Raw genomic sequence first — 20,686 nt, 5'->3', positions numbered from 1 at the left:
GGTTGCCAAGTAACTTAAATTACAAATCGCAGACAAAATGACTTTAAAAAAATAGGAATAAACTTTAGTAATATTCTATCAAAAAATGGCTTTTAAAATCTGTAAACGAAGGATTTTAAGTATTTAATGAGAACATAAAGCTTTTTTTCGTATTTTAATATGATGCTAATAAGTTGATAAATATCACATCATTTTTTTTTTAAAATAACTTAAAATCGGGTTAGCATTTAAAATTGCTTGCGAATTAGCTGAACAGAGCTGAAAGAAAGTATATTAATGATTAACAACCGTATCCCGTTCCAGAATAAGAAAAAGAGATATCTATCAACAATAGGTAACCATGGAAAGATTAGATAAAACATTGAATTCATTATCTCCCGCTCGATAATAGAGCAGAGTTATTAGGAATGTTTGTGATTGTATATAAATGGTAAATACGTAAAATCCATTTTCATAGAACGATTGGTGGTCAAGCACATCGGGGTTTGATTCAGTTTTAAATGTATAGCGATATGACCACAAAATGCCTTGAAATTATGTTTTATCATTTCATACGACACATACTAACTTTCAGTTAACAATTTATATCTAATTAAACATACCCCTATTAGAGACATCAATACGTAGCCATAGGTAACGCCATCATCTAGAGGACATAAAACCATTCTAAAGGTACCAGACGAACCAGGCTGAGTGGCTAGAGGAGTGTTGTCACCTTCAGATACCTGGCATCGCCCCACGTTCGCGCCAGAAGTGATCAACCAGCCTGGACAAACCCTGCAATTACTTGTTGCGGTGGTTGGTGTCCAATTGCAATAGCCTGCTTGCAGACCAACACGACCTGTATTATTTGCATACACGTTATTGGTTCCATATGGCCCATAGGTATGGGTAGCATTGTCCCATGTAGTATAGCAGCCAGTAGCAGTTGGCTGGGCAGAAAGATTCGATATTACTGCAAAAACGACCGAAAAAAGTAGGAGGAATTTATTCATAGAAATCATGGGATGACGACTATGCAAAACTATGAATCAGAGTTATAAAAGACAAATAAATCTATTTAATAATACATAAATAGCTGATTATGTACCTATAAATGAGTAATGAACGACTTTTCTTTAATAGTTTCATAGGGCCAACTTTGTCTTTCCAACTAGAAACCTATTGATTGCTTTATGGCAAAAAAAACCTGAACCGGATATTGTTATAAGTAAAACTAGAATATAATCATACTAGTCTTTTGCAGATTCAGTTTTATATTTGATAATTCTCAAATACTATTTTTTACGGTATTTTCGGAACTAATTTCTAAATGGTTTAAGTCAAAAGTGCTTTGAAGTTTGCTCCTTTAATGACGTTATGTCCCACAATGCAAGAGATTAAAACAAGAAATATAACTTTTTTATCAATCGGACAGCCTATCAGTGATGTTAACTTTTCATACGAATATTCATTACCGAAAAGCGTAGCGACAGCACCTATCCTACACGGTGCTCCAGCTCCTCCAAATACTCGAAATCTTGGACAATTTGGTGCGTTAACAGGCAGAGCATTTGAACTAAAATAGACACGTCCAAAAAAAATTACCTTCATAATCAGGGTATAGTGTTCCTGTTGCAGTAGCACCAATTAAACAGCCAATACCCATTTGAGCAAAAGTTTGTCCTGGCCAAAAGAACATTAAACATACACATAAGTAACCGAATTTAGTCATTATCCTAATTTAAAAGATGAATACTCCCAGAATTTCCTATTGCTAGAAAATCTGACAAGTATTACCACCTACTTTATTAGGATAACGAGTGAAACTAAGCTAGTAATAATAACCTCTTGTGGAAAGAAATAAACTACCCCTTTTAAGAATTATAAAATTAGATATTCACTTAACCATACCTTCCTCATATTGATATTTTTAGTTCGATTTTTTTTAAGCACATTTAAACAGTATTTTTGCGAAAGATGTGATCTGACTTCTTAATTTCCTTTTCAATATGATTCGAACAAAATTCCCGTTATACTTCGTTTTATTATTTACAGTTACGTTGTTATTTAGCTGTGCAGCACGTAAGCAACATGCCTTATTTAACGCACCCAGCGATATCGTCACGGATACGATCAAACAGGTGTATGTGGTGAATGACCAAGGGCTAAGTGATATCTACTATAAAATCAAGGTAAATGATCAACTGGCGGTTCGAAATGTTCAAAACCCTGAATTCGGTGCAGTTGGCGGAACATCTGCCACAGGCGTTGCGATAAGTTCCAATAGCCAAGGCGGTTCGTCACAAAATGTCCTCTCTTACCCAGTTGAACCTGATGGAATGGTGAATCTCCCGGCAATAGGAAAGGTGCAGGTTCAAGGTTTAACCAGAAGAGAGGCTGCGATTAAAATTCAAGAAATTTATAAAACAAAATTATTGAAAGACCCAATTATCGAACTTACAGTAGTAAACTTAAAAGTAACTTTGCTGGGTGAATTTGGCAAACAAGGTAATTTTTTGCTTGAGAAAGAAAATACCGACTTGATAGAAATTATCGGGGAAGCTGGGGGAATTAGTAAAATAGCAGATCCTAAAAGTCTGAAAATTATTAGAGGCGACAGAAGTAACCCGGAGATTATATACGTCAACCTCAACGATATCAATAGCCTGGCAAGTAAAAAACTGATTCTGCAAAATCATGACATTATTGTACTTCAGCAAACCAAGGGACAAGCCTTGAGTGATCGTTTACAAAGCTTCAATAATATTGTTCAACCGTTACTCGTTTTTGTAAATGTAGCCACCTTAATTTTTGCATTGACTCGCTAATGGAAAAGGAACAAAATTTAGAAGCGAAGGCCGTTAGTCAGCAAATTGACTTTTATAAAATATTCCGTGTTTTCTGGAGCAGGTGGTATTGGATTGTAGGTTGCGTCGCCATTGCACTGGGAATAGCAAAAGTTAAAGTGCTTTATACTGTTCCTGTTTATCAAACTTCGGCATCTCTAAAACTTCAGGACAGCAATCCAGGTGTAAGCACTAATAATCAGATGCCAACTCAGGTTTATAATTATACTGATAAAATTCAGGCCGAAAGTTTTGTAATCAAAAGTAACGATGTAGTTCTAAATGCCATTGCGAATCTGAATTATAAAATTTCATATTATTTAACGGGTAGAATCAGAACAACAGAGTTATATCCTACTATTCCGTTTCAGATTGAAATTTTGAAACAGGACTCAGTTAATTTCAGCAGGGGAGTTTACAAGGTAGAAGCTATAGACAAAAAAACCTTCAAAATTGGAGATCCGAATAATGAAAAAGCAAAATTAATTACGCATCGTTATGGGGAGGTATTAAGTCTCGGGAATATGCAATTTCGTGTAAGATCAGAGATCCCCGATGGTGATTATAGCTTTAAATTCAATACAAAGGAAGATTTTGTAGGAAGAGCAATGGGGTTATATGTAGCTGAGGCGGCACGGTTTACGAATGTAATGAGTCTGAGCTTAACAGATGGCAACCCTGTGTTTGCAGCTGATATGCTTAACGCGATCATGAAAGAATATGTGCGCTACGATTTAATTCAGAAACAACGTTCTGCAAAACAAACTGTCGAATTTATTAATAGCCAACTAGGATTTATTAATGCAGAAGCTGGCAAATCAGGAAGCAGTTTAGCCAATTACAAAACCCAAAATAAAATTATTGACATTGGATCAGCAGCCACCACGACGGTTGGTAAACTTTCTGAATACGAAAAGCAAAAAGAGGAACTTAAGATCAAACAATTAGGCATCAAGCAGCTAGAAGAGCAGGTAAACAATAATCGCTCGAAAATAGAGATTGGACTAGATGTAGAAGGAGAACTTAACAGCGGCATAGGTTCACTGGTAAGTCAATTAAATACCCTTCTTATAAATCGTGAAATTAAATTAAATCAATTTACTGCAGACTCGCAACCGGTAAGACAAGTAGAACAACAGATCGTTAGTATCAAATCGAGTATCAGAAACAGCATTAGGTCGATGCGGGAGAATAATGAGCAAACAATAAGATTTATAGACCAGCAAATTTCAGGCGTAAACCAAAGCATCAGCACCATTCCGCAAAAAGAACAAAACTTTGTAAAACTCAGTACTAATTTTGAGGTGAATAACAAAGTCCGGTCCTATCTATCTGAAAAAAAACTGGAAGCAGAGATGAATGCTGCGGCTACTGTAGCTGGTGCAGCAATAGTTAATTTGGCCTATCCCAATTATTATTCCATCGCCGCTGAATCAAATAAGGTTTACACGTTTGCCATTTTGTTTGGAATGGGAGCAGGAATGGGGTTAATTTTATTAGTACGTTTCTTAAATCCGTATATCTACGATAAGGAAACTGTGGAAGGATTAACACACACACCAATCATTGGTGTTATCCGAAAATTCCCAGACTTTATAGACCAGGACAACCGTCAGGCTTTGTCTATTGCTAAACCTAAGTCGGTATTTGCTGAGTCAGTACGTTCCGTTCGTACAAACTTAAGCTTCTTGGCCAGTCACAAGCAAAGCAAGATCATTTGCATCACATCTGAAATATCCGGAGAGGGAAAATCTTTTGTAACAATTAACCTTGCAGGGACTTTAGCCCTAATTGAAAAAAAAGTAATTTTAATTGCAGCCGATTTACGCAGATCAAGGCTACATAAGGTTTTCGATGTAGACAATAAAAAAGGATTAAGCTCAGTCCTTTCAGGTCAACATCAGGTTGAGGATGTTTTAGTTCATGATGACATACATCATATTGACTTTATTCCTTCGGGTCCCGTTCCTCCCAATCCTTCTGAACTGTTGCATACTGCAGCGATGCAGGAACTTTTGAAAAAACTGGAAAAAGATTATGATTATGTATTAGTGGATACCGCACCAGTTGGTTTGGTATCAGATGCGATACCTTTAATCCGCCAGTCAGACGTGAATCTTTTTGTGATCCGATCAGGGGTATCACAACAAAGGGCCGCAGCTATTCCTGAAAGATTATCGAGAGAGTATGGCCTAAGTAATCTTGCTATCATCCTGAATGCCTTTGGCGATGATGCCCTTTACTCGAACTATTATACCACCGATTATTCACGTGGTGGCGGAAACAGTACTTATTACTATTCTGATTATTCAGGATATGCCGGTTCCGGATACTATGATGATGAAAACAGGAAATGGTGGATGTTTTGGAAAAAGAAATAGGAAGCTTGTTAACCCTTTGGTCGTACCATATTAACCCTTCGCTAACCTATTCTGTACCCATTGGTAACCTATCATTAACCCATTTATAACCCCTAGGGTTAATAATGGGTTAAAAAACAGTATTGAATGGGTGAATAATAACAGCTGCGGAACCATACTATCTGTGAGTCTGGTATACACTAAATAACAAACGCTTTTTGATAAAAAGCAAGATTAATAAAATATAGCCAACTGTACTCTATTATTAATTGATTACTTTTGATTTCGTTCCTGCGAATCCAAACAGATTTAATTATAAAGCTTAGTCGACATCATGATTGTTTCCCGTATGTATTTCTGCTATTTGAGGGTTAGGCCCAAATATCTCATTCTAAATCCTCTAAAAACAGCATCTTTTTTCTTTTTCGAGTAAGTTTACGAATTTAGTTTCATCCAGTCTTTTCAATGACTGAAGAAATGCTCAGTAGTAAGTTATTTTCGCAAAGGTCCTGAATTGAATATGATTGATCAACATTACAAATGGTATCCGGTTTACACCCGTTCAAGAGCGGAGAAGAAAGCATATGACGAGTTGTTGAGGAAAGGTATTACCGCTTATCTCCCATTAAAAAAAACAGCGAAACAATGGAGCGATCGGAAGAAGATTGTAGAAGAACCATTGATCAAATCTTATCTATTTGTGTATATTTCCGGCAGGGAACATGCGGAGGTTTTGATGACCAATGGTATTGCAAGATTCCTTTATTTCTCCGGAAACATCGCCAGCATCCCAGAGCAACAAATCAACAACCTGAAACTGCTTCTCGCTACAGATGCAGATCTGGAGGTTTTCGACTATGATATCCGCCCGGGGCAAAGGGTATTAATTAAAGCAGGTCCGTTTAAGGATATGATTGCCGAAATGGTGTCGTTACATAATAAACAACGTATCATTTTACGTTTACAGAATATGGGCTATGCGATTGAGATTAATACATCAATGAGTTTTGTAGAACCGCTTTGAGAGGTGAGATAGGAATTTTGAGATTTGAGAGGGGTTGATTGGAGCATAAATAAAAAATACTGAACTTTGTTCATAGGGATATGTGAAGGAGATTTACATTATTAGTTGCCAGTTATTTTTTTAAAAAAGAATGTGACTGAGAGGGCGAAGCTGCGCATGGCCCATAATGAAAAAGGTTTATTGTGTGATTGGGATTGAAAATACGACAGGAACATAAGGTGTCTGAGGTGGTGAAGAATATTATGATTGAGATAAGATCGACACTATGTGCAGGATAGCAGGAATTATTGATCGTCTTGGTAATACAGCTCAGCTTCGAAAAGAGGTGAAAGCAATGTGTGATATCATGGCGCATGGCGGTCCCGATGGTGAAGGCTTTTATAGCGATGAAGCAAATGGCCTGGCGTTTGGACACAGGCGCCTGGCATTGATCGACCTCTCTCCTACCGGCCATCAACCCATGTCGTACAATAGCGACCATCTGACGATCACTTTTAACGGAGAGATTTACAATTTCCCTGAACTTAAAAGAGAACTGATGGAGGCGGGATTCGATTTCAAATCCCATAGTGATACAGAAGTTATCCTCGCGGCTTATCAACATTGGGGAGTTGCCTCATTTAACCTGCTGAAAGGCATGTTTGCCTTCGGGCTGTATGATCAACTGGAAAACAAAACCTATTTGGTACGCGATTCTTCGGGAATTAAACCACTATACTATTACGACGAATCAGGCAAGCTGGTGTTTGCTTCAGAAGTTAAGGCATTTAAAGGGACTAGCCTGGCACTAAATGAACTACCGGAGTGGAAAGTTTACTTTCTGGCATTTGGACATATCCCGGAGCCCTACACAACTTTAACTGACGTTAAAATGCTGCAAAAAGGTTCTTATCTTTCATGGGATCATGAATCGCATAGGGCGGAAATACAGCAATATCAAAGACAGGATCAAAAACCTTATGGCAAGGACTATAACATTGCAAAACAATCCCTTCGCGACAAACTCAAACTTGCCGTCAAACGACACCTCATTTCTGATGCACCAATTGGTGTATTTCTAAGTGGAGGTATTGATTCAAGCTTAATAACTTTATTGGCTGATCAAAGCATAAATGAGATTTCTGACCGGCAAAACCTGAAAACACTTTCTATCAATTTCCCCGAACAAGAATTTTCGGAGCAGCCTTATCAAAAATTAATCGCCGATCTGACGCACAGTAATCATTCGGAATATCTGATTGATCAAGCTGTTTTTGATCAACATTTACCTGAAGCTTTGAACGGAATGGATCAACCTACTACGGACGGCATCAACTCCTGGTTTGTGAATTATTTCGCCAAAGCGAAAGGCTTAAAAGCAGTTTTATCAGGGATTGGCGGAGATGAATTATTTGGTGGCTATCCATCTTTTAAACGAATGAAACTGGTTAGGCGCCTTTCGAAGCTTCCAGGGTTTTTGCTCAGAAAGGGGATTTCTTTTGACAAACCTGCTTTTAAACGTTGCTATTACCTGAGTTATAAAAACACAACAGGTAAATATCTTTTTCTACGTGGTATCTATACCCCTGATGAAATTGCTGAAGTATTGAATCTTTCGGTTGATAAAATTGATGAAGTGCTCATCGCATTGACTACATCTGAATTACCAGCTCATCTCAGTCCTGTTGAGGAAGCCGGATGGCTGGAGTCAAATTTATACATGCAAAACCAGTTATTGAAAGATACCGACGCGATGAGTATGCAACATGGTATAGAAGTACGCGTTCCATTCCTGGATCAGGATTTGATTCAGCTACTTAACTATACGTCATCTAAAACCAGATACCAGCTGCAAAAACCAAAGGGTTTTCTGGTTGATGCCTTCAGGAATATTCTTCCTGAAGCGATATGGAACCGAAAGAAAATGGGATTTACGTTTCCTTTTCAAAGCTGGCTTAGAACAAATGAGTTCTTTTTAAAGGGAATGCATGACGATAATTTGAAGAGGGCGAAGCTAAAAGCCAATTTTATGAATGGAGACCTTCATTGGTCGAAAGCCATCGCGCTATTCGTGATGGAGGATTTGAAGTGGAAGGCTTAAGAGATTTGAAATTTGACAATGCATAAAGAACAACGGATTTTGTTTTTATCGTTATACACTTTCGGACTGACCGGTGGCATTGAAAAAGTTTGCAGGGCGGTTATGAAAGCGTTGTCGGAATTTAATGGAAATGGCGTTATCAGTGATTATAAATGTTTAAGCCTGTATGATAACAAAAGTGATAAACGATATACATCTGCCGAAGACTTTAAAGGATTTAATGGCAATCGATTTGGCTTTGGATTAGCATTCTTTAAACAAAGTATACAATCCAATACTATTATTTTGAGCCATATTAACCTGCTCATTTTTGGCTGGTTAATCAAAAAAATCAAGCCAAAAGCAAGGCTTATTCTTTTTGCTCACGGCATCGAAGTTTGGAAATCGTTGAATAACTGGAAAAAGACATTCTTAAAAAACAAAGTTGAAATCTGGGCGGTGAGTCGCTATACTGCCGGTAGGATACAGCAAGAGCATGGCATTCCTGCTAACAAGGTTACTGTAATAAATAATTGCCTCGATCCCTTTTTTGAAGTTCCAAAAGATTTTAGTAAGTCAATCGAACTGCTGGAGCGATATGGTTTAACAAGGGATAACAGAATACTTTTAACGTTAACGAGACTGTCTTCTAAAGAGCAGTATAAGGGTTACGATCAGGTCTTAGCAGCTATGAAGGGCTTGCCTGAAGACATTCACTATATCCTGGCGGGTAAAGCAGATGAAGATGAGCTCGAACGCGTTAGCAAATTGATTGAACAATATCAGTTACAAAATCGGGTAAGCCTTACTGGCTTTGTTGCAGATGAAGAAATTACACAACACTTCCTTCTGGCAGATATTTTTGTGATGCCCAGTAGTGCAGAAGGTTTTGGAATTAGTTTCATTGAAGCTTCAGCATGTGGCTGCAAGGTGATTGCAGGAAATCTGGATGGAAGCACAGATGCCTTGATGAACGGAGAATTAGGTACATTGATTGATCCCAATAGCTTAAGCCAATTACAAGCCTCCATTATTGAGGCATTAAGATCTCCCTTTAGACCATCAGAACAACAAAGTAAAACGCTGGAAGGCTTTGCTTTCTCCAAATACACACAAAAACTACAACAACTTCTAATCCATTGACAAACGAACACGAACATTCCTGGACCATTGAAGCAGAAAATTCTCTGTTTGATCTTAAACTTAATGAAGTCTGGGCTTATCGCGATTTGCTGTGGCTATTGGTGAGAAGGGACTTTGTTTCATTCTACAAGCAGACTATTTTAGGTCCATTGTGGTTTTTCATACAGCCTTTGTTTACCACTATTATATTTACTTTCATATTCGGTAATCTGGCTGGCATTTCTACCGATGGTTTGCCTAAACCACTTTTTTACATGGCAGGCATCACCGCATGGAACTATTTTTCTGATTGCCTAACCAAAACATCAACAGTATTCAGGGATAATGCAGGCATATTTGGCAAAGTTTATTTTCCGCGTTTAATTATGCCCCTAAGTATTGTGGTGAGTAATCTGGTACGTTTTGCCGTACAACTATTACTTTTTATCCTATTGATGATCTATTACCACCTAGCAGGAGCGCAATTCTCTATCAGTTGGGCTCTATTCCTGTTTCCTATACTCATCATTTTAATGGCACTTTTAGGTTTAGGTGGAGGTATGATCATTTCGGCCATGACCACAAAATACCGTGACTTGGCTTTTTTAGTAACCTTTGGTGTACAGCTTTTAATGTATGCCACTACGGTCATCTATCCACTATCAACTGCACTTGAAAAATACCCCGAATATGCCTGGATTATTAAATATAATCCCATGACCCCTATTATTGAAACCTTTCGCTATGGCTTTTTAGGTGAAGGAAGTTTTAGCTGGGGCAGTTTTGGTTATGCCAGTGGAATTACTCTCTTGGTGCTTATTTTGGGAATCGTCACATTTAATAAAGTGGAGCGAAATTTTGTTGATACGGTTTAAGTATATGTTAATGGCTTATCCTGGTAAAGAAAGAATAAATCCGGTTTTAGTTAAGTTAAACAGCAGTTTCGCTATCCCAAGCTTTTTAGAAAAATCATATTTCCCTTCGCTTGATGGCTGGAGAGCGCTAGCGATTATAATGGTTATTCTAGGGCATGCTAAATTAACAGTTCCTAATAATACATTTTACTACCAATTTTTTGAAAGATTTATTTACGCAGAACTTGGTGTTAGGATTTTTTTTATTTTAAGTGGCTTCTTAATAACAAGCTTACTGCTAAAAGAACTTGTCCAAAACGGCAAAATAGTTATCTATAATTTTTTCATAAAAAGAGCACTCAGAATTTTTCCTGTATTGTATTTATATATCATCACAATATATATCTTAAATAAATACTTCAACTTGGGAATTAGTAATTCTCCTATTTTAGGAATGTTATTTTATTTTACAAATTTTATAATGTACAATAACCCCTGGCTTTCAAGTCATACTTGGTCATTATCTTTAGAAGAGCAGTTTTATTTAATCTGGCCAATAACAATTTGTTTTATAAAGAAAAGAGTATGGTTGTTCGCCTCAATACTAATTATTTTAACACAACTTTTGCGCGTACTTTGGTACAAATCGGGTTTTTATCTTGAAACACTAGGTCCGTTTCTAAATGGCGCAGATGCTATATTTTTAGGCTCTCTGCTTTCGATCATAAGCTTTAAAGGTTTTATTAGTCCTTTAGTTAAATACTGGCGTAATCAGTACTTTCATTTTTTGGCAATATTCATTGTTTTCTTTGTCTATTATAGCCTGCATAGGGGCATGCTCGGGAAGTTCTTGCTCCCGTTTGGTTATGTCTTATCTGATTTAGCTATAGGCTATCTGCTTTTAGCCACAATTATTAGTACAAAAGGATTAATATTCAATATGCTAAACAACACAATAATAATTAAATTAGGGGTTGTATCATATAGTTTATATATTTGGCAGCAACTCTTTATAATCCCTCTGAACTATAATCCGGAAATTCTTCCACGGGCCCAGTTCCCAATCAATATTTTGATGTCGATTTTTGTTGCTTTCATATCATATTATTGTTTTGAGATACACTTTCTTAATTTTAAGAAGCGCTTAACTAATAGAGCTAAATGTCAGAAATAGCAATAAAAATTGAAAATTTAAGCAAAATCTACCAGCTAGGCCAAATTGGTAGTGGCACTATAAGTCAGGATTTTGAGCGTTGGTTAGCAAAAGTTCGCGGAAAAGAAGATCCTTTTTTAAAAATAGGCGAAAGTAATGATCAACATGTTAAGGGCGAAAGCAATATAGTATGGAGTTTAAAAGATATAAACCTGGAAATTAAACAAGGGGAAACAGTTGGTATAATTGGGAGAAACGGGGCTGGTAAGAGTACTCTATTAAAAATTTTAAGTAAGGTAACTGCACCTACAACAGGAAAAATTGTAGGATATGGTAGAATTGCGAGCCTATTAGAAGTGGGTACTGGGTTTCATCCAGAGCTAAGCGGACGAGAAAATATTTTTCTAAATGGTGCCATTTTAGGAATGCGCAGAAAAGAAATTCAACGGAAGTTAGATGAAATTGTCGATTTTGCTGGAATTGACCGCTATCTTGACACTCCTGTAAAAAGGTATAGCTCAGGAATGTATGTTAGATTAGCGTTTTCTGTGGCTGCAAACCTACAATCTGAAATTTTAATAGTAGATGAAGTACTGGCTGTTGGGGATGCAGAGTTCCAAAAAAAATGTATGGGCAAAATGGACGAGGTGAGTAAAAAAGAGGGAAGAACTGTATTGTTTGTGAGTCATAATATGGAATCTATAAAAAAGTTATGCTCAAATGGAATTCTTCTATCGAATGGGGAAATGGTAATAAAAGATAATATAAATGCCACCATGGAAAAATACCTTTCACTAAGCAATAAAATTTCTAGTATCATTTTTGAAAATCATAAAATGTCTGTTGCAACGATTCTAAAAGTTGAATTCAGAAATCTTACAGATATTCCGATATCAGAAATTGAGATTGCCAACCCTTGGAAAATTTATTTGGAATTTGAAGTTAATGAAAGCGTTAAAGATTTGGTCTGTGCTATTGGTATCACTAATTTATTAGGTCTTCCAATAAATACATCATGGCATAGACCATTAACCCTTGAACCAGGGATTTGTGAAGCCGAATTTATACAAGACAGTATAGATCTAGCACTTGGCAGTTATAATGTTCAAGTTGGACTATCACAAGATAAAAAGAACATTCAATTTATTGAAGATGCAATCCAATTTGAAGTTGTATATACTCCAACGTTAATACATGGGAACAGATTAAAATTAGAATCAAATACGGGTGCTATCATTAATGAGATGAAATCCTCTATAAAGAGAAAAAATTATTATGATAAAAAAAATATTTAAAAAAAAAACAAAAAATATTTTTCTGGAACAGTTTTTAGCGTTCAAGGCAGCATCGAAAGATCATAGATTTAAAATCGATGAAGTTGATTTACATCCATGTTTAGACGATAATACGTCCGAAACAAAATTTGATGCACATTACATCTATCACCCAGCGTGGGCAGCAAGAATACTAAAGTCTACTAATCCAAAAAAACATGTGGATATTTCTTCAACATTGCACTTTTGTAGTATAATTTCCGCATTTATCCCTATTGATTTTTACGACTTTAGGCCAGCCCCATTAAGTCTAGATAATTTAAATTCTAATAGATGTGATATAACTAAATTGGACTTTGAGGACAATTCGATTGAATCTATATCTTGCATGCATACCATAGAACATATTGGACTTGGTAGGTACGGAGATCCAATAGATGTAGATGGGGATTTAAAGGCCTTTAATGAATTGAAAAGAGTTTGTGCTAAAAATGGAAATCTGTTGGTCGTTGTACCTGTAGGTAACCAAAAGATAGCTTTTAACGCACACCGTATTTATAATCCTAATTCGATTATTAGCTATATGGATGGATTTGATTTACAAGATTTTTCTTTGGTGACAGATTCAAATGCTTTTATAAGTAATGCCGATTTGAACTTCGCCGAAACTCAAAATTATGCTTGTGGTTGCTTTTGGTTTGTTAAAAGCTAAATGGTTGTAGTAAAATTAAAGGGCGGTTTAGGTAACCAAATGTTTCAATATGCAGTCGGCAAAAGACTTGCAAAAAACTCTAAATTACTGTTTGACACTGATTTTTATTCTATAAACTCAATATCCAACGAATATTTTACGGCGAGAAAATTTTCACTATTTATATTTAAGAACATAAAAATAAAAATAGCCAAGGGCCTTATAAAATATCTGGTTAAAGAGGCTATTTTACCTAAGACTAGGAAGTTTATTCAATCAGATGAGAATGAATTAATTGATTTAAAAAAACTAAATTTTTCTAATGCGTACTTAGACGGTTATTTTCAAAATGAAACCTATTTCAAAGGGATAAGAGAGCAGCTATTAATTGATTTTGAGTTCCCTGAGGTACAGGAATCCAATATTATTCTTTACAATAAAATACTGGCTGATAATAGCTCGGTTGCAATACACGTTAGAAGAGGTGACTATTTAAAACCAATGGTGGAGTCATTTCATGGTGTGCTATCTATCACATATTATCAGCAAGCAATAGAAAAAATTAAAACGAGTATTAAACAACCACACTTTTATATATTTTCTGACGATCCAGATTGGTGTAGAAAAGAATTTCAGTCTTTAAAAATTCATTTTACAGTTGTTTCTAACAGCCAAAGCATGGATTGGGAAGATATGAAAATGATGAGCAAGTGCAAACATAACATTATTGCCAATAGCAGTTATAGCTGGTGGGCCGCATGGTTGAATATAAATGAGGATAAAATGATTATTGCTCCAAACAATTGGTTCTTATCTGCTCCGATAGAAATTATTCCCGATAAATGGATAAAAATTTAATTTCTATCATTATGCCTGTTTACAATGGGGAAGCATTCCTTAATGAATCTATCAGTTCGGTTATTCAGCAAAGTTATGCTGATTGGGAACTGATTATTGTAGATGACGGCTCGACCGATAACACCAACAAAATTATCAATGACTTTGCCGCTTTAGACAACAGAATAAGTACCATTTATCAAGCAAACAAAAAACAAGGACTGGCACGAAATGAGGGTATTAAACAGGCTAAAGGAAAGATTATTGCATTTCTGGATGCCGATGACCTTTGGAAAGCAAACAAGCTGGAATTTATGGTTGATTTTTTTCATCAATCAGCCTGTGAACTTGTATTTTCTGATGCATACATACAGGATGATGCCACCGCAGAAAATAAACGTTTCGGGGTAACCAATACCAATTATAGCGGCGCAAAAGGTTTAGAGTCTTTTTTATTTTATAACAGGATTCCCCTGTTAACCGTATTGGTAAAACGTGAGGCAATTTTTGAAGTGGGGCTTTTTAACAACAGGGGGATCAGCGAAGACTATGAACTCTGGCTTAAATTATTATTGCGCGGTTTTGAGTTTAAATCAACCAGTGAGGCCTTGGCCACTTACCGGGTTCATGCCCAATCTACAACCTACCAAGATAAACTTGCCATAGATGCAAACATCGATGTTATTTATGGCTTGTACAAAAACGTTGATCCAATATACCAAAAACTTTTCGGAGATTACCTCAAAGTATGGTACCGGAGAAAGTTTGAAACCATTAAGGATCGTGCGGCATACCTGAATTTTTTAAATGTTGTTACTTTACAAAACCAGGATAGTGCTAAATATCAGCTTTTACAAAAAATTAACCTGGCATTGCTTGGCTATCAATTTCATAAACGATTGTTATCTTATTTAATCAGATGAAACTTGTTTCCATTATTGTACCCTGTTACAACCAGGGTAAATATTTAAAAATGAGTTTGGATAGCATTTTGAACCAAAGTTATCCTGATTGGGAATGCATTGTAATCAATGATGGTTCTAACGACGATACCGAAAAAATAGCGCTGGGCTACTTAAATAGAGACGAAAGATTTAAGTATAAATTTCAGCAGAATAAAGGTTTGTCAGCTGCCAGAAATCTAGGAATTTCTATTGCTAAGGGCGATTTTATTCAACTCTTAGATGCCGACGATCTGATAGAGCCCGACAAATTAGCTATAGCACTAGCCCAATATCACCACCTGGAGAACCACAAGCGGCTAATCATTTATTCGAGCATGCGTTATTTTGAAAGCGAGGAGCCTGCAAAGTTAAAAGTACTGGGCCGTAATGATTTTATAGGTCATGTAGAATTGAAGTTAGAAGATAGCCCAGCTAGCCAAAAAGAACTGGTTCAGTTCAGAAACCCATTTGTAATATCGGCTCCGCTCTACCCTGCAGATTTGTTTAAAGAAATAGGCTCATTTGATGCATCTTTAACTGCCCTTGAAGATTGGGACCTTCACATCAGGTGCCTTAAATCGGGCTATTTATTCCATCATCATGCTGAAGCGGGTACCAGGACACTGATCCGCCTTCACGACAAAAGCATGATGAGAAATCAACATTTAATGGATACCAACTTTGGTATTGTAAACACCAAACACCAATTAAAACCTATGGTTGCCCCCGAAGTAAAGCATTCGGTATTGACGGGCTTTTTCAAGAAAATAAAAAATCGGCTCAAACCATAAGGTTTATTTACTCATGAAAAAAATCATTTCTGTGTATATCAACAGATTTATAAAAAGATTGATCAATGGTGTTGATGAATCATTGAAAGATAGCGGAAAGCTGCTTGCTGGTGAACAAACGGCACAACTGATCCTTAAAAATCAATACAAAGCCCTTCAAAAAGAGGAAATAAAGAAATATGATTTTAACGAAGTTGGGTTTAGAAAATATTCGCAAAATTCGGAAGATGGCATTCTATTGTTCATTTTCTCGATAATAGGCACTACGAATAAAAAAATTGTAGAGCTCTGTGCTTCGGATGGAATAGAATGTAATGCAGCCAATCTGATCATCAACCACGGTTGGCAAGGATTGCTGTTTGATGGAAATGCTGAAGCTATTGAAAAAGGCAAAAAGTTTTACCGTTCACATCCTGATACCTTCACCCTGCCGCCTACATTCGTAAATGCCTGGGTAACTAAAAACAATGTAAACGAACTGATTGCCCGCCATGATTATGCAGGCCAAATAGATCTCCTTTCTATCGATATGGATGGTGTAGACTATTGGATCTGGGACAGTATTACCGTAATAAAACCCCGTGTAGTGGTAGTGGAAGTTCAATGCATATTGGGCACTTCCTATTCGGTGACAGTACCTTACAATGATAATTTTAAAACAGAATTTATTGATGGATTTGGTGTTTACAGCGGTGCGTCGATAAATGCATTCATCAAACTGGCTTCAAAAAAGGGATATAAGCTCGTTGGTGTAGAAAAATATGGTTTTAATGCCTTCTTCATCAGGGAAGATATTGCAGCCGGTATATTTCCCGAATATGATACAACAGGTTACGAAAACATTCCATTTGTAAAGTGGGCCAGAAATAAATTCTTCGAACAGATTAAAGATAAGAAATGGGAGAAGGTTTAGCTAAAGTTAGGGCGATTGCCTTTTATCTACCTCAATATCACCCAATTCCTGAGAACAACGAATGGTGGGGAAAAGGTTTTACAGAATGGACCAATGTAGCCAAGGCAAAGCCCTTGTTTAAAGGCCATTACCAACCCCATGTCCCCTCCCACCTGGGCTTTTACGACTTAAGGTTAGATGAATCGAGGGAAGCACAGGCCAATCTTGCCAAGCAATATGGTATTGAAGGCTTCTGCTACTGGCATTACTGGTTTGGGTATGGGAGAAGACTCCTTGAAAGGCCATTCGACGAAGTTTTAACCAGCGGTAGCCCTGATTTCCCGTTTTGCTTAGGCTGGGCAAACGAAAGCTGGTCTGGCATATGGCATGGCAACCCTGCAAAAATATTAATTGAACAAACTTATCCAGGAAAACAGGATTATATCGATCATTTTAATTATTTATTAACCGCTTTTCAGGACGAACGCTATATCAAAGTTGATGGCAAGCCTTTATTTTTTATCTACTCGCCCGACAAAATACCAAATCTTATCGAGTTCACCGATCTTTTCAGAAAACTGGCGGTCAAGAACAATCTTGAAGGCCTTTATATTGTAGCCAATACATCCGATGAAGACTGGGACCCCGAATTAAATGGATGCGATGCAGTAAACCTGAATTTATTGGGCAATTTATACCATAACATTCCCAATAGCAAGCATTATTTTTATCAAAAAATAAGGAACCAGCTGCATAAATCAGGCATAAGCTATCATTTTTATAAATGGCTTAAAAGGCCCCTGAGGCTATATAAATATGCTGAAGCGATACCTTTTCTAACCAGAACTAAAAACAAAGATTTTGCATCCTTTCCATGTATTATCCCTAACTGGGATAATTCGCCAAGAAGTGGTTTAAACGGACTGATTTTGGACGGTTCCAATCCAGAACTGTTCCGCATTCATTTAAAAGCTAATATCAATCTGGTTAAGCATAGAGAACAACAAAAGAGAATCATATTCCTTAAATCGTGGAACGAATGGGCTGAAGGGAACCATTTGGAACCCGATTTAAAATTTGGTCTCCGATATTTGGAAGTTTTGCGAGAGGAAATTTATGGCCATGGCAAAAGTATTTAAGCATTCTCATTTTAAAGCCGACATGCACGGGCATGGGGGAAACAAGCGGACGGCACAAATTAACGAGCTTTTGCATACAGCTGGGATTAAATTTGAAGAAGTAAATTTTGATGAATATGAACCTGCGCCTAATCATATCCAATCCTTTCTAAAAGGTAGCTCGGTGCTTAAATATCTAAGCCTGGGAATAAAAAGCACCTATGCAATAGGGCGTTACCTCCTTAAGTTTGAATCTTTTATTAAAAACTGTAAACCTGATTTATTTATCTGGGAATCAACTTCTGGTTATTATTTATTATTGGCTGAGGTTTTGCGAAAACACCAGATTCCATTTATAGCTATACCGCATAATATCGAATCATTGGTTATCGGTAATGAAAGCGCATTTTCCAAACAAAAGTCGCCTTCGTGGTTTAAAGAGGAAATCGCTTTTCTAAAACTTGCCAATAAGGTTTTTACCATTTCAAGAGAGGAAAGTTGGCTACTTTCTATTTATGGGTTAAGTTCTGCTTATCTTCCCTACTCACCGCCGCAGCCTTTAATGGAACATTTTCTGCAGGTAAAGGAAAAAAGGAAAGCCCGAAAATATCTCGTTGCTGAAAAAATAAATTTATTCCTTTTAGGTACATTTCATAATCCGCCAACTTATAAAGGCTATTTAGCCATTATAGGGGCTTTATCCAATCTAGAATTTGTTCAGCTCAAGGTTGCCGGCTTTGGTTCTGAGCAGTTAAAAACACCGGCATTAGCGGCCAATATCGAAGTTTTAGGAACTTTAAGCTTTAACGAATTACTGGAAACGGTAGAGCAAGCAGATTATGCACTCATCCATCAGGAACCTAGCTCCGGATCTCTCACCCGCATCCCCGAACTCTTAGCCTGCGGATTACCGATCATTGCCAACGATTCGGCATCGAGAAGCTTTTATAATTATCCTGGGGTAGTAACCTATCATGATGTAGATGGGCTCATCAATTTGTTAAGCCAGCAAAATCCCCACCTAACATCAGCCTTGCGACCGGTAAGCGAAGAAGAAAATTTCAAAAACTGCATCAGAAACTTACAAAGTGAAAGATAGGGAAATTGTAAGATTAAATGATTTGAACATTAACCGCGATCATTCGCTTTATCTTCATTACAAGTTTTACCATAATGAATTATTCAAAGCATTAAAACAGCATACCAAAGGCGAACTACTTGATATTGGATGTGGAAACAAACCTTATAAACAGTTAATTGCGCACCAAATTGAAGGTTACTTAGGGTGCGATATTGTACAGAGTGAAAACAATACTGTTGACATCATTTGCCGTGCCGATAAAATACCAGTGGAGAACAATCTTTTCGATACAGTAATCAGCACACAGACCATAGAACATGTCGAAAATCCTGAGGGATTGGTTGCCGAAGCTTATAGATTACTTAAGCCGAATGGATATTTAATTATCAGCGGTCCGATGTACTGGCCATTGCACGAAGAGCCTTACGATTTTTATAGATTTACAAAACACGGATTTAAACAGGCCCTTGAGCAGGCTGGATTTGAGGTAGAAACCATCTGTCCCTGTGGTGGTAAATGGGCCCTTGCGGGACAAGCCTTGTTACATGCCATCTACCCAACACTATATAACATTAAAGGATTTAAGGGCAAAATCATTGGGTTTATTGCCAGAACCCTAAAACTGATAAAGCTTATCAATATCCTTTTTGAATACCTTGATAACCGTGTTACCGATTATACCAACACGATGAACTACGTGGTTATTGCCAAAAAAACAGTTAAAAGCTTTGAAGATACAACTGCCTAGACTTTCAGATTATAAAGATACTTATTTAACTGAGCAGGTTAATTTTCCTTTATCTACAATAGTTGTTCCTGATGGAGGCCAGTTAAACCGATTGCCCCAGCCCAATACTCAACTTACCGGCTGGCCCTGGAATGTGCAGGTAAACCCCAAAATTTACGATAAAAATTTAGCCTGGCCTAAGTTAACTATCGTAACACCATCCTATAACCAGGAAAAGTACATTGAGCAAACTATACGGGCGGTATTGCTCCAAAACTATCCCAACCTTGAATACATTGTTATAGATGGGGGAAGTACAGATGAAACGAGAAGTATTATCGAAAAATACGCTCCATGGATTAGCTTTTGGGAAATGAAGAAAGACAATGGACAAGGGCATGCCATAAATAAAGGGTTCAGTCTGGCATCAGGTACCTATTACTCCTGGATCAACAGTGATGATTACTACCTTGAAAACACTTTTCATAAAGTGATCAGCACCTTTATGGCAACCCAAGCTGAATTTGTCTATGGCTATTCGCAGAATTTTGACTCACAAAAAAATGAAATAACCCTCACCAGAACACTTCCTTTGATAGATGCCTTGATCAGGATGCCAACACTGCAACAACCCTCCACTTTCTGGTCGTCAAAAATACATCAGCCCATTTGGGAAGAACTGATGTGTTCTCTGGATTACGAACTGTGGTTAAGGATGTTACCCGGTAAAAAGAAAAAGTTAATCAAAGCGCCTTTAGCTGTAGCCAATGTACATCAAGAGGCAAAAACACATAACCCAGAAATGGGTAAAAATTGGGCCATAGATCACGAACTCATCTGTTGCACTGATGCACATGGCCCCGTAACACATTGGAAAATGAGATACCTGCTGCACAGGATCTGGATCAAAATAAACAAGTATATCTAAGAA

Annotated in this window: 17 protein-coding genes; all 17 read left to right on the top strand. The window is 37.1% G+C overall.

All coding sequences use genetic code 11. The features are described 5' to 3' along the window. Positions 1 to 1,991 precede the first annotated feature (1,991 nt). The 17 genes from R2Q80_RS01120 to R2Q80_RS01040 all read left to right on the top strand — a co-directional run bounded on the left by R2Q80_RS01120 (position 1,992) and on the right by R2Q80_RS01040 (position 20,683). Positions 1,992 to 2,810: a polysaccharide biosynthesis/export family protein gene (locus R2Q80_RS01120; RefSeq protein WP_316797827.1), complete on the top strand. Its 819-nt coding sequence runs from the start codon at positions 1,992 to 1,994 to the stop codon at positions 2,808 to 2,810. Beyond that, positions 2,810 to 5,209, top strand: a complete 2,400-nt coding sequence (locus R2Q80_RS01115; RefSeq protein WP_316797826.1) for a polysaccharide biosynthesis tyrosine autokinase — start codon at positions 2,810 to 2,812, stop codon at positions 5,207 to 5,209. Before R2Q80_RS01120 ends, R2Q80_RS01115 begins: the two co-directional genes overlap by 1 nt. A gap of 499 nt (positions 5,210 to 5,708) precedes the next feature. Then, on the top strand, positions 5,709 to 6,212 hold the full coding sequence (locus R2Q80_RS01110; RefSeq protein ID WP_316797825.1) for a UpxY family transcription antiterminator: 504 nt from the start codon (positions 5,709 to 5,711) through the stop codon (positions 6,210 to 6,212). Positions 6,213 to 6,477: 265 nt separating this feature from the next. Then, complete coding sequence (asnB, locus tag R2Q80_RS01105; protein WP_316797824.1) at positions 6,478 to 8,292, top strand: asparagine synthase (glutamine-hydrolyzing); 1,815 nt, start codon at positions 6,478 to 6,480, stop codon at positions 8,290 to 8,292. 18 nt (positions 8,293 to 8,310) lie between these two features. After that, a complete protein-coding gene (locus R2Q80_RS01100) occupies positions 8,311 to 9,414 on the top strand; it encodes a glycosyltransferase family 4 protein (protein WP_316797823.1) in 1,104 nt (367 codons plus the stop codon). Next, positions 9,411 to 10,268, top strand: coding sequence for an ABC transporter permease (locus R2Q80_RS01095; RefSeq protein WP_316797822.1), 858 nt, complete (start codon positions 9,411 to 9,413; stop codon positions 10,266 to 10,268). Before R2Q80_RS01100 ends, R2Q80_RS01095 begins: the two co-directional genes overlap by 4 nt. A gap of 10 nt (positions 10,269 to 10,278) precedes the next feature. Next, a complete protein-coding gene (locus R2Q80_RS01090) occupies positions 10,279 to 11,421 on the top strand; it encodes an acyltransferase (RefSeq protein WP_316797821.1) in 1,143 nt (380 codons plus the stop codon). After that, the gene (locus R2Q80_RS01085; protein WP_316797820.1) at positions 11,409 to 12,695 is read left to right on the top strand and encodes an ABC transporter ATP-binding protein; all 1,287 of its coding nucleotides are present in this window, start codon (positions 11,409 to 11,411) and stop codon (positions 12,693 to 12,695) included. Before R2Q80_RS01090 ends, R2Q80_RS01085 begins: the two co-directional genes overlap by 13 nt. Then, positions 12,676 to 13,386, top strand: a complete 711-nt coding sequence (locus R2Q80_RS01080; RefSeq protein ID WP_316797819.1) for a DUF268 domain-containing protein — start codon at positions 12,676 to 12,678, stop codon at positions 13,384 to 13,386. The genes R2Q80_RS01085 and R2Q80_RS01080 overlap by 20 nt, the downstream gene beginning before the upstream one ends. After that, positions 13,387 to 14,223, top strand: a complete 837-nt coding sequence (locus tag R2Q80_RS01075) for an alpha-1,2-fucosyltransferase (protein ID WP_316797818.1) — start codon at positions 13,387 to 13,389, stop codon at positions 14,221 to 14,223. It abuts the gene before it with no gap. Beyond that, positions 14,208 to 15,125 carry a glycosyltransferase family 2 protein gene (locus R2Q80_RS01070; protein WP_316797817.1) on the top strand — a complete coding sequence of 306 codons (918 nt, stop codon included), beginning with the start codon at positions 14,208 to 14,210 and terminating at the stop codon, positions 15,123 to 15,125. Before R2Q80_RS01075 ends, R2Q80_RS01070 begins: the two co-directional genes overlap by 16 nt. Then, positions 15,122 to 15,937, top strand: a complete 816-nt coding sequence (locus R2Q80_RS01065) for a glycosyltransferase family A protein (protein WP_316797816.1) — start codon at positions 15,122 to 15,124, stop codon at positions 15,935 to 15,937. Before R2Q80_RS01070 ends, R2Q80_RS01065 begins: the two co-directional genes overlap by 4 nt. Before the next feature lie 13 nt (positions 15,938 to 15,950). After that, positions 15,951 to 16,850, top strand: coding sequence for a hypothetical protein (locus R2Q80_RS01060; protein ID WP_316797815.1), 900 nt, complete (start codon positions 15,951 to 15,953; stop codon positions 16,848 to 16,850). Continuing rightward, positions 16,835 to 17,968 (top strand): glycoside hydrolase family 99-like domain-containing protein, encoded by a 1,134-nt coding sequence (locus R2Q80_RS01055; protein ID WP_316797814.1) that lies wholly within the window; start codon positions 16,835 to 16,837, stop codon positions 17,966 to 17,968. The genes R2Q80_RS01060 and R2Q80_RS01055 overlap by 16 nt, the downstream gene beginning before the upstream one ends. Beyond that, positions 17,952 to 19,046, top strand: a complete 1,095-nt coding sequence (locus tag R2Q80_RS01050; protein WP_316797813.1) for a hypothetical protein — start codon at positions 17,952 to 17,954, stop codon at positions 19,044 to 19,046. Before R2Q80_RS01055 ends, R2Q80_RS01050 begins: the two co-directional genes overlap by 17 nt. Beyond that, positions 19,036 to 19,776 (top strand): class I SAM-dependent methyltransferase, encoded by a 741-nt coding sequence (locus R2Q80_RS01045; protein ID WP_316797812.1) that lies wholly within the window; start codon positions 19,036 to 19,038, stop codon positions 19,774 to 19,776. The genes R2Q80_RS01050 and R2Q80_RS01045 overlap by 11 nt, the downstream gene beginning before the upstream one ends. Beyond that, positions 19,757 to 20,683: a glycosyltransferase family 2 protein gene (locus R2Q80_RS01040; RefSeq protein WP_316797811.1), complete on the top strand. Its 927-nt coding sequence runs from the start codon at positions 19,757 to 19,759 to the stop codon at positions 20,681 to 20,683. Before R2Q80_RS01045 ends, R2Q80_RS01040 begins: the two co-directional genes overlap by 20 nt. The last annotated feature ends 3 nt before the right edge of the window (positions 20,684 to 20,686 follow it).

The organism is Pedobacter frigidisoli, assembly GCF_032678525.1.
Lineage (GTDB): Bacteria > Bacteroidota > Bacteroidia > Sphingobacteriales > Sphingobacteriaceae > Pedobacter > Pedobacter frigidisoli_A.
Note: the sequence above shows the minus strand (reverse complement) of the source record. Positions and strands in the feature narration are given on the sequence as shown.

Bases quoted from the DNA above. Each gene is read 5' to 3' on its own strand.
- R2Q80_RS01120 (WP_316797827.1), top strand. From the start codon at position 1,992: ATGATTCGAACAAAATTCCCGTTATACTTCGTTTTATTATTTACAGTT.
- R2Q80_RS01115 (WP_316797826.1), top strand. From the start codon at position 2,810: ATGGAAAAGGAACAAAATTTAGAAGCGAAGGCCGTTAGTCAGCAAATT.
- R2Q80_RS01110 (WP_316797825.1), top strand. From the start codon at position 5,709: ATGATTGATCAACATTACAAATGGTATCCGGTTTACACCCGTTCAAGA.
- asnB (WP_316797824.1), top strand. From the start codon at position 6,478: ATGTGCAGGATAGCAGGAATTATTGATCGTCTTGGTAATACAGCTCAG.
- R2Q80_RS01100 (WP_316797823.1), top strand. From the start codon at position 8,311: ATGCATAAAGAACAACGGATTTTGTTTTTATCGTTATACACTTTCGGA.
- R2Q80_RS01090 (WP_316797821.1), top strand. From the start codon at position 10,279: ATGGCTTATCCTGGTAAAGAAAGAATAAATCCGGTTTTAGTTAAGTTA.
- R2Q80_RS01085 (WP_316797820.1), top strand. From the start codon at position 11,409: ATGTCAGAAATAGCAATAAAAATTGAAAATTTAAGCAAAATCTACCAG.
- R2Q80_RS01080 (WP_316797819.1), top strand. From the start codon at position 12,676: ATGATAAAAAAAATATTTAAAAAAAAAACAAAAAATATTTTTCTGGAA.
- R2Q80_RS01075 (WP_316797818.1), top strand. From the start codon at position 13,387: ATGGTTGTAGTAAAATTAAAGGGCGGTTTAGGTAACCAAATGTTTCAA.
- R2Q80_RS01070 (WP_316797817.1), top strand. From the start codon at position 14,208: ATGGATAAAAATTTAATTTCTATCATTATGCCTGTTTACAATGGGGAA.
- R2Q80_RS01065 (WP_316797816.1), top strand. From the start codon at position 15,122: ATGAAACTTGTTTCCATTATTGTACCCTGTTACAACCAGGGTAAATAT.
- R2Q80_RS01060 (WP_316797815.1), top strand. From the start codon at position 15,951: ATGAAAAAAATCATTTCTGTGTATATCAACAGATTTATAAAAAGATTG.
- R2Q80_RS01055 (WP_316797814.1), top strand. From the start codon at position 16,835: ATGGGAGAAGGTTTAGCTAAAGTTAGGGCGATTGCCTTTTATCTACCT.
- R2Q80_RS01050 (WP_316797813.1), top strand. From the start codon at position 17,952: ATGGCAAAAGTATTTAAGCATTCTCATTTTAAAGCCGACATGCACGGG.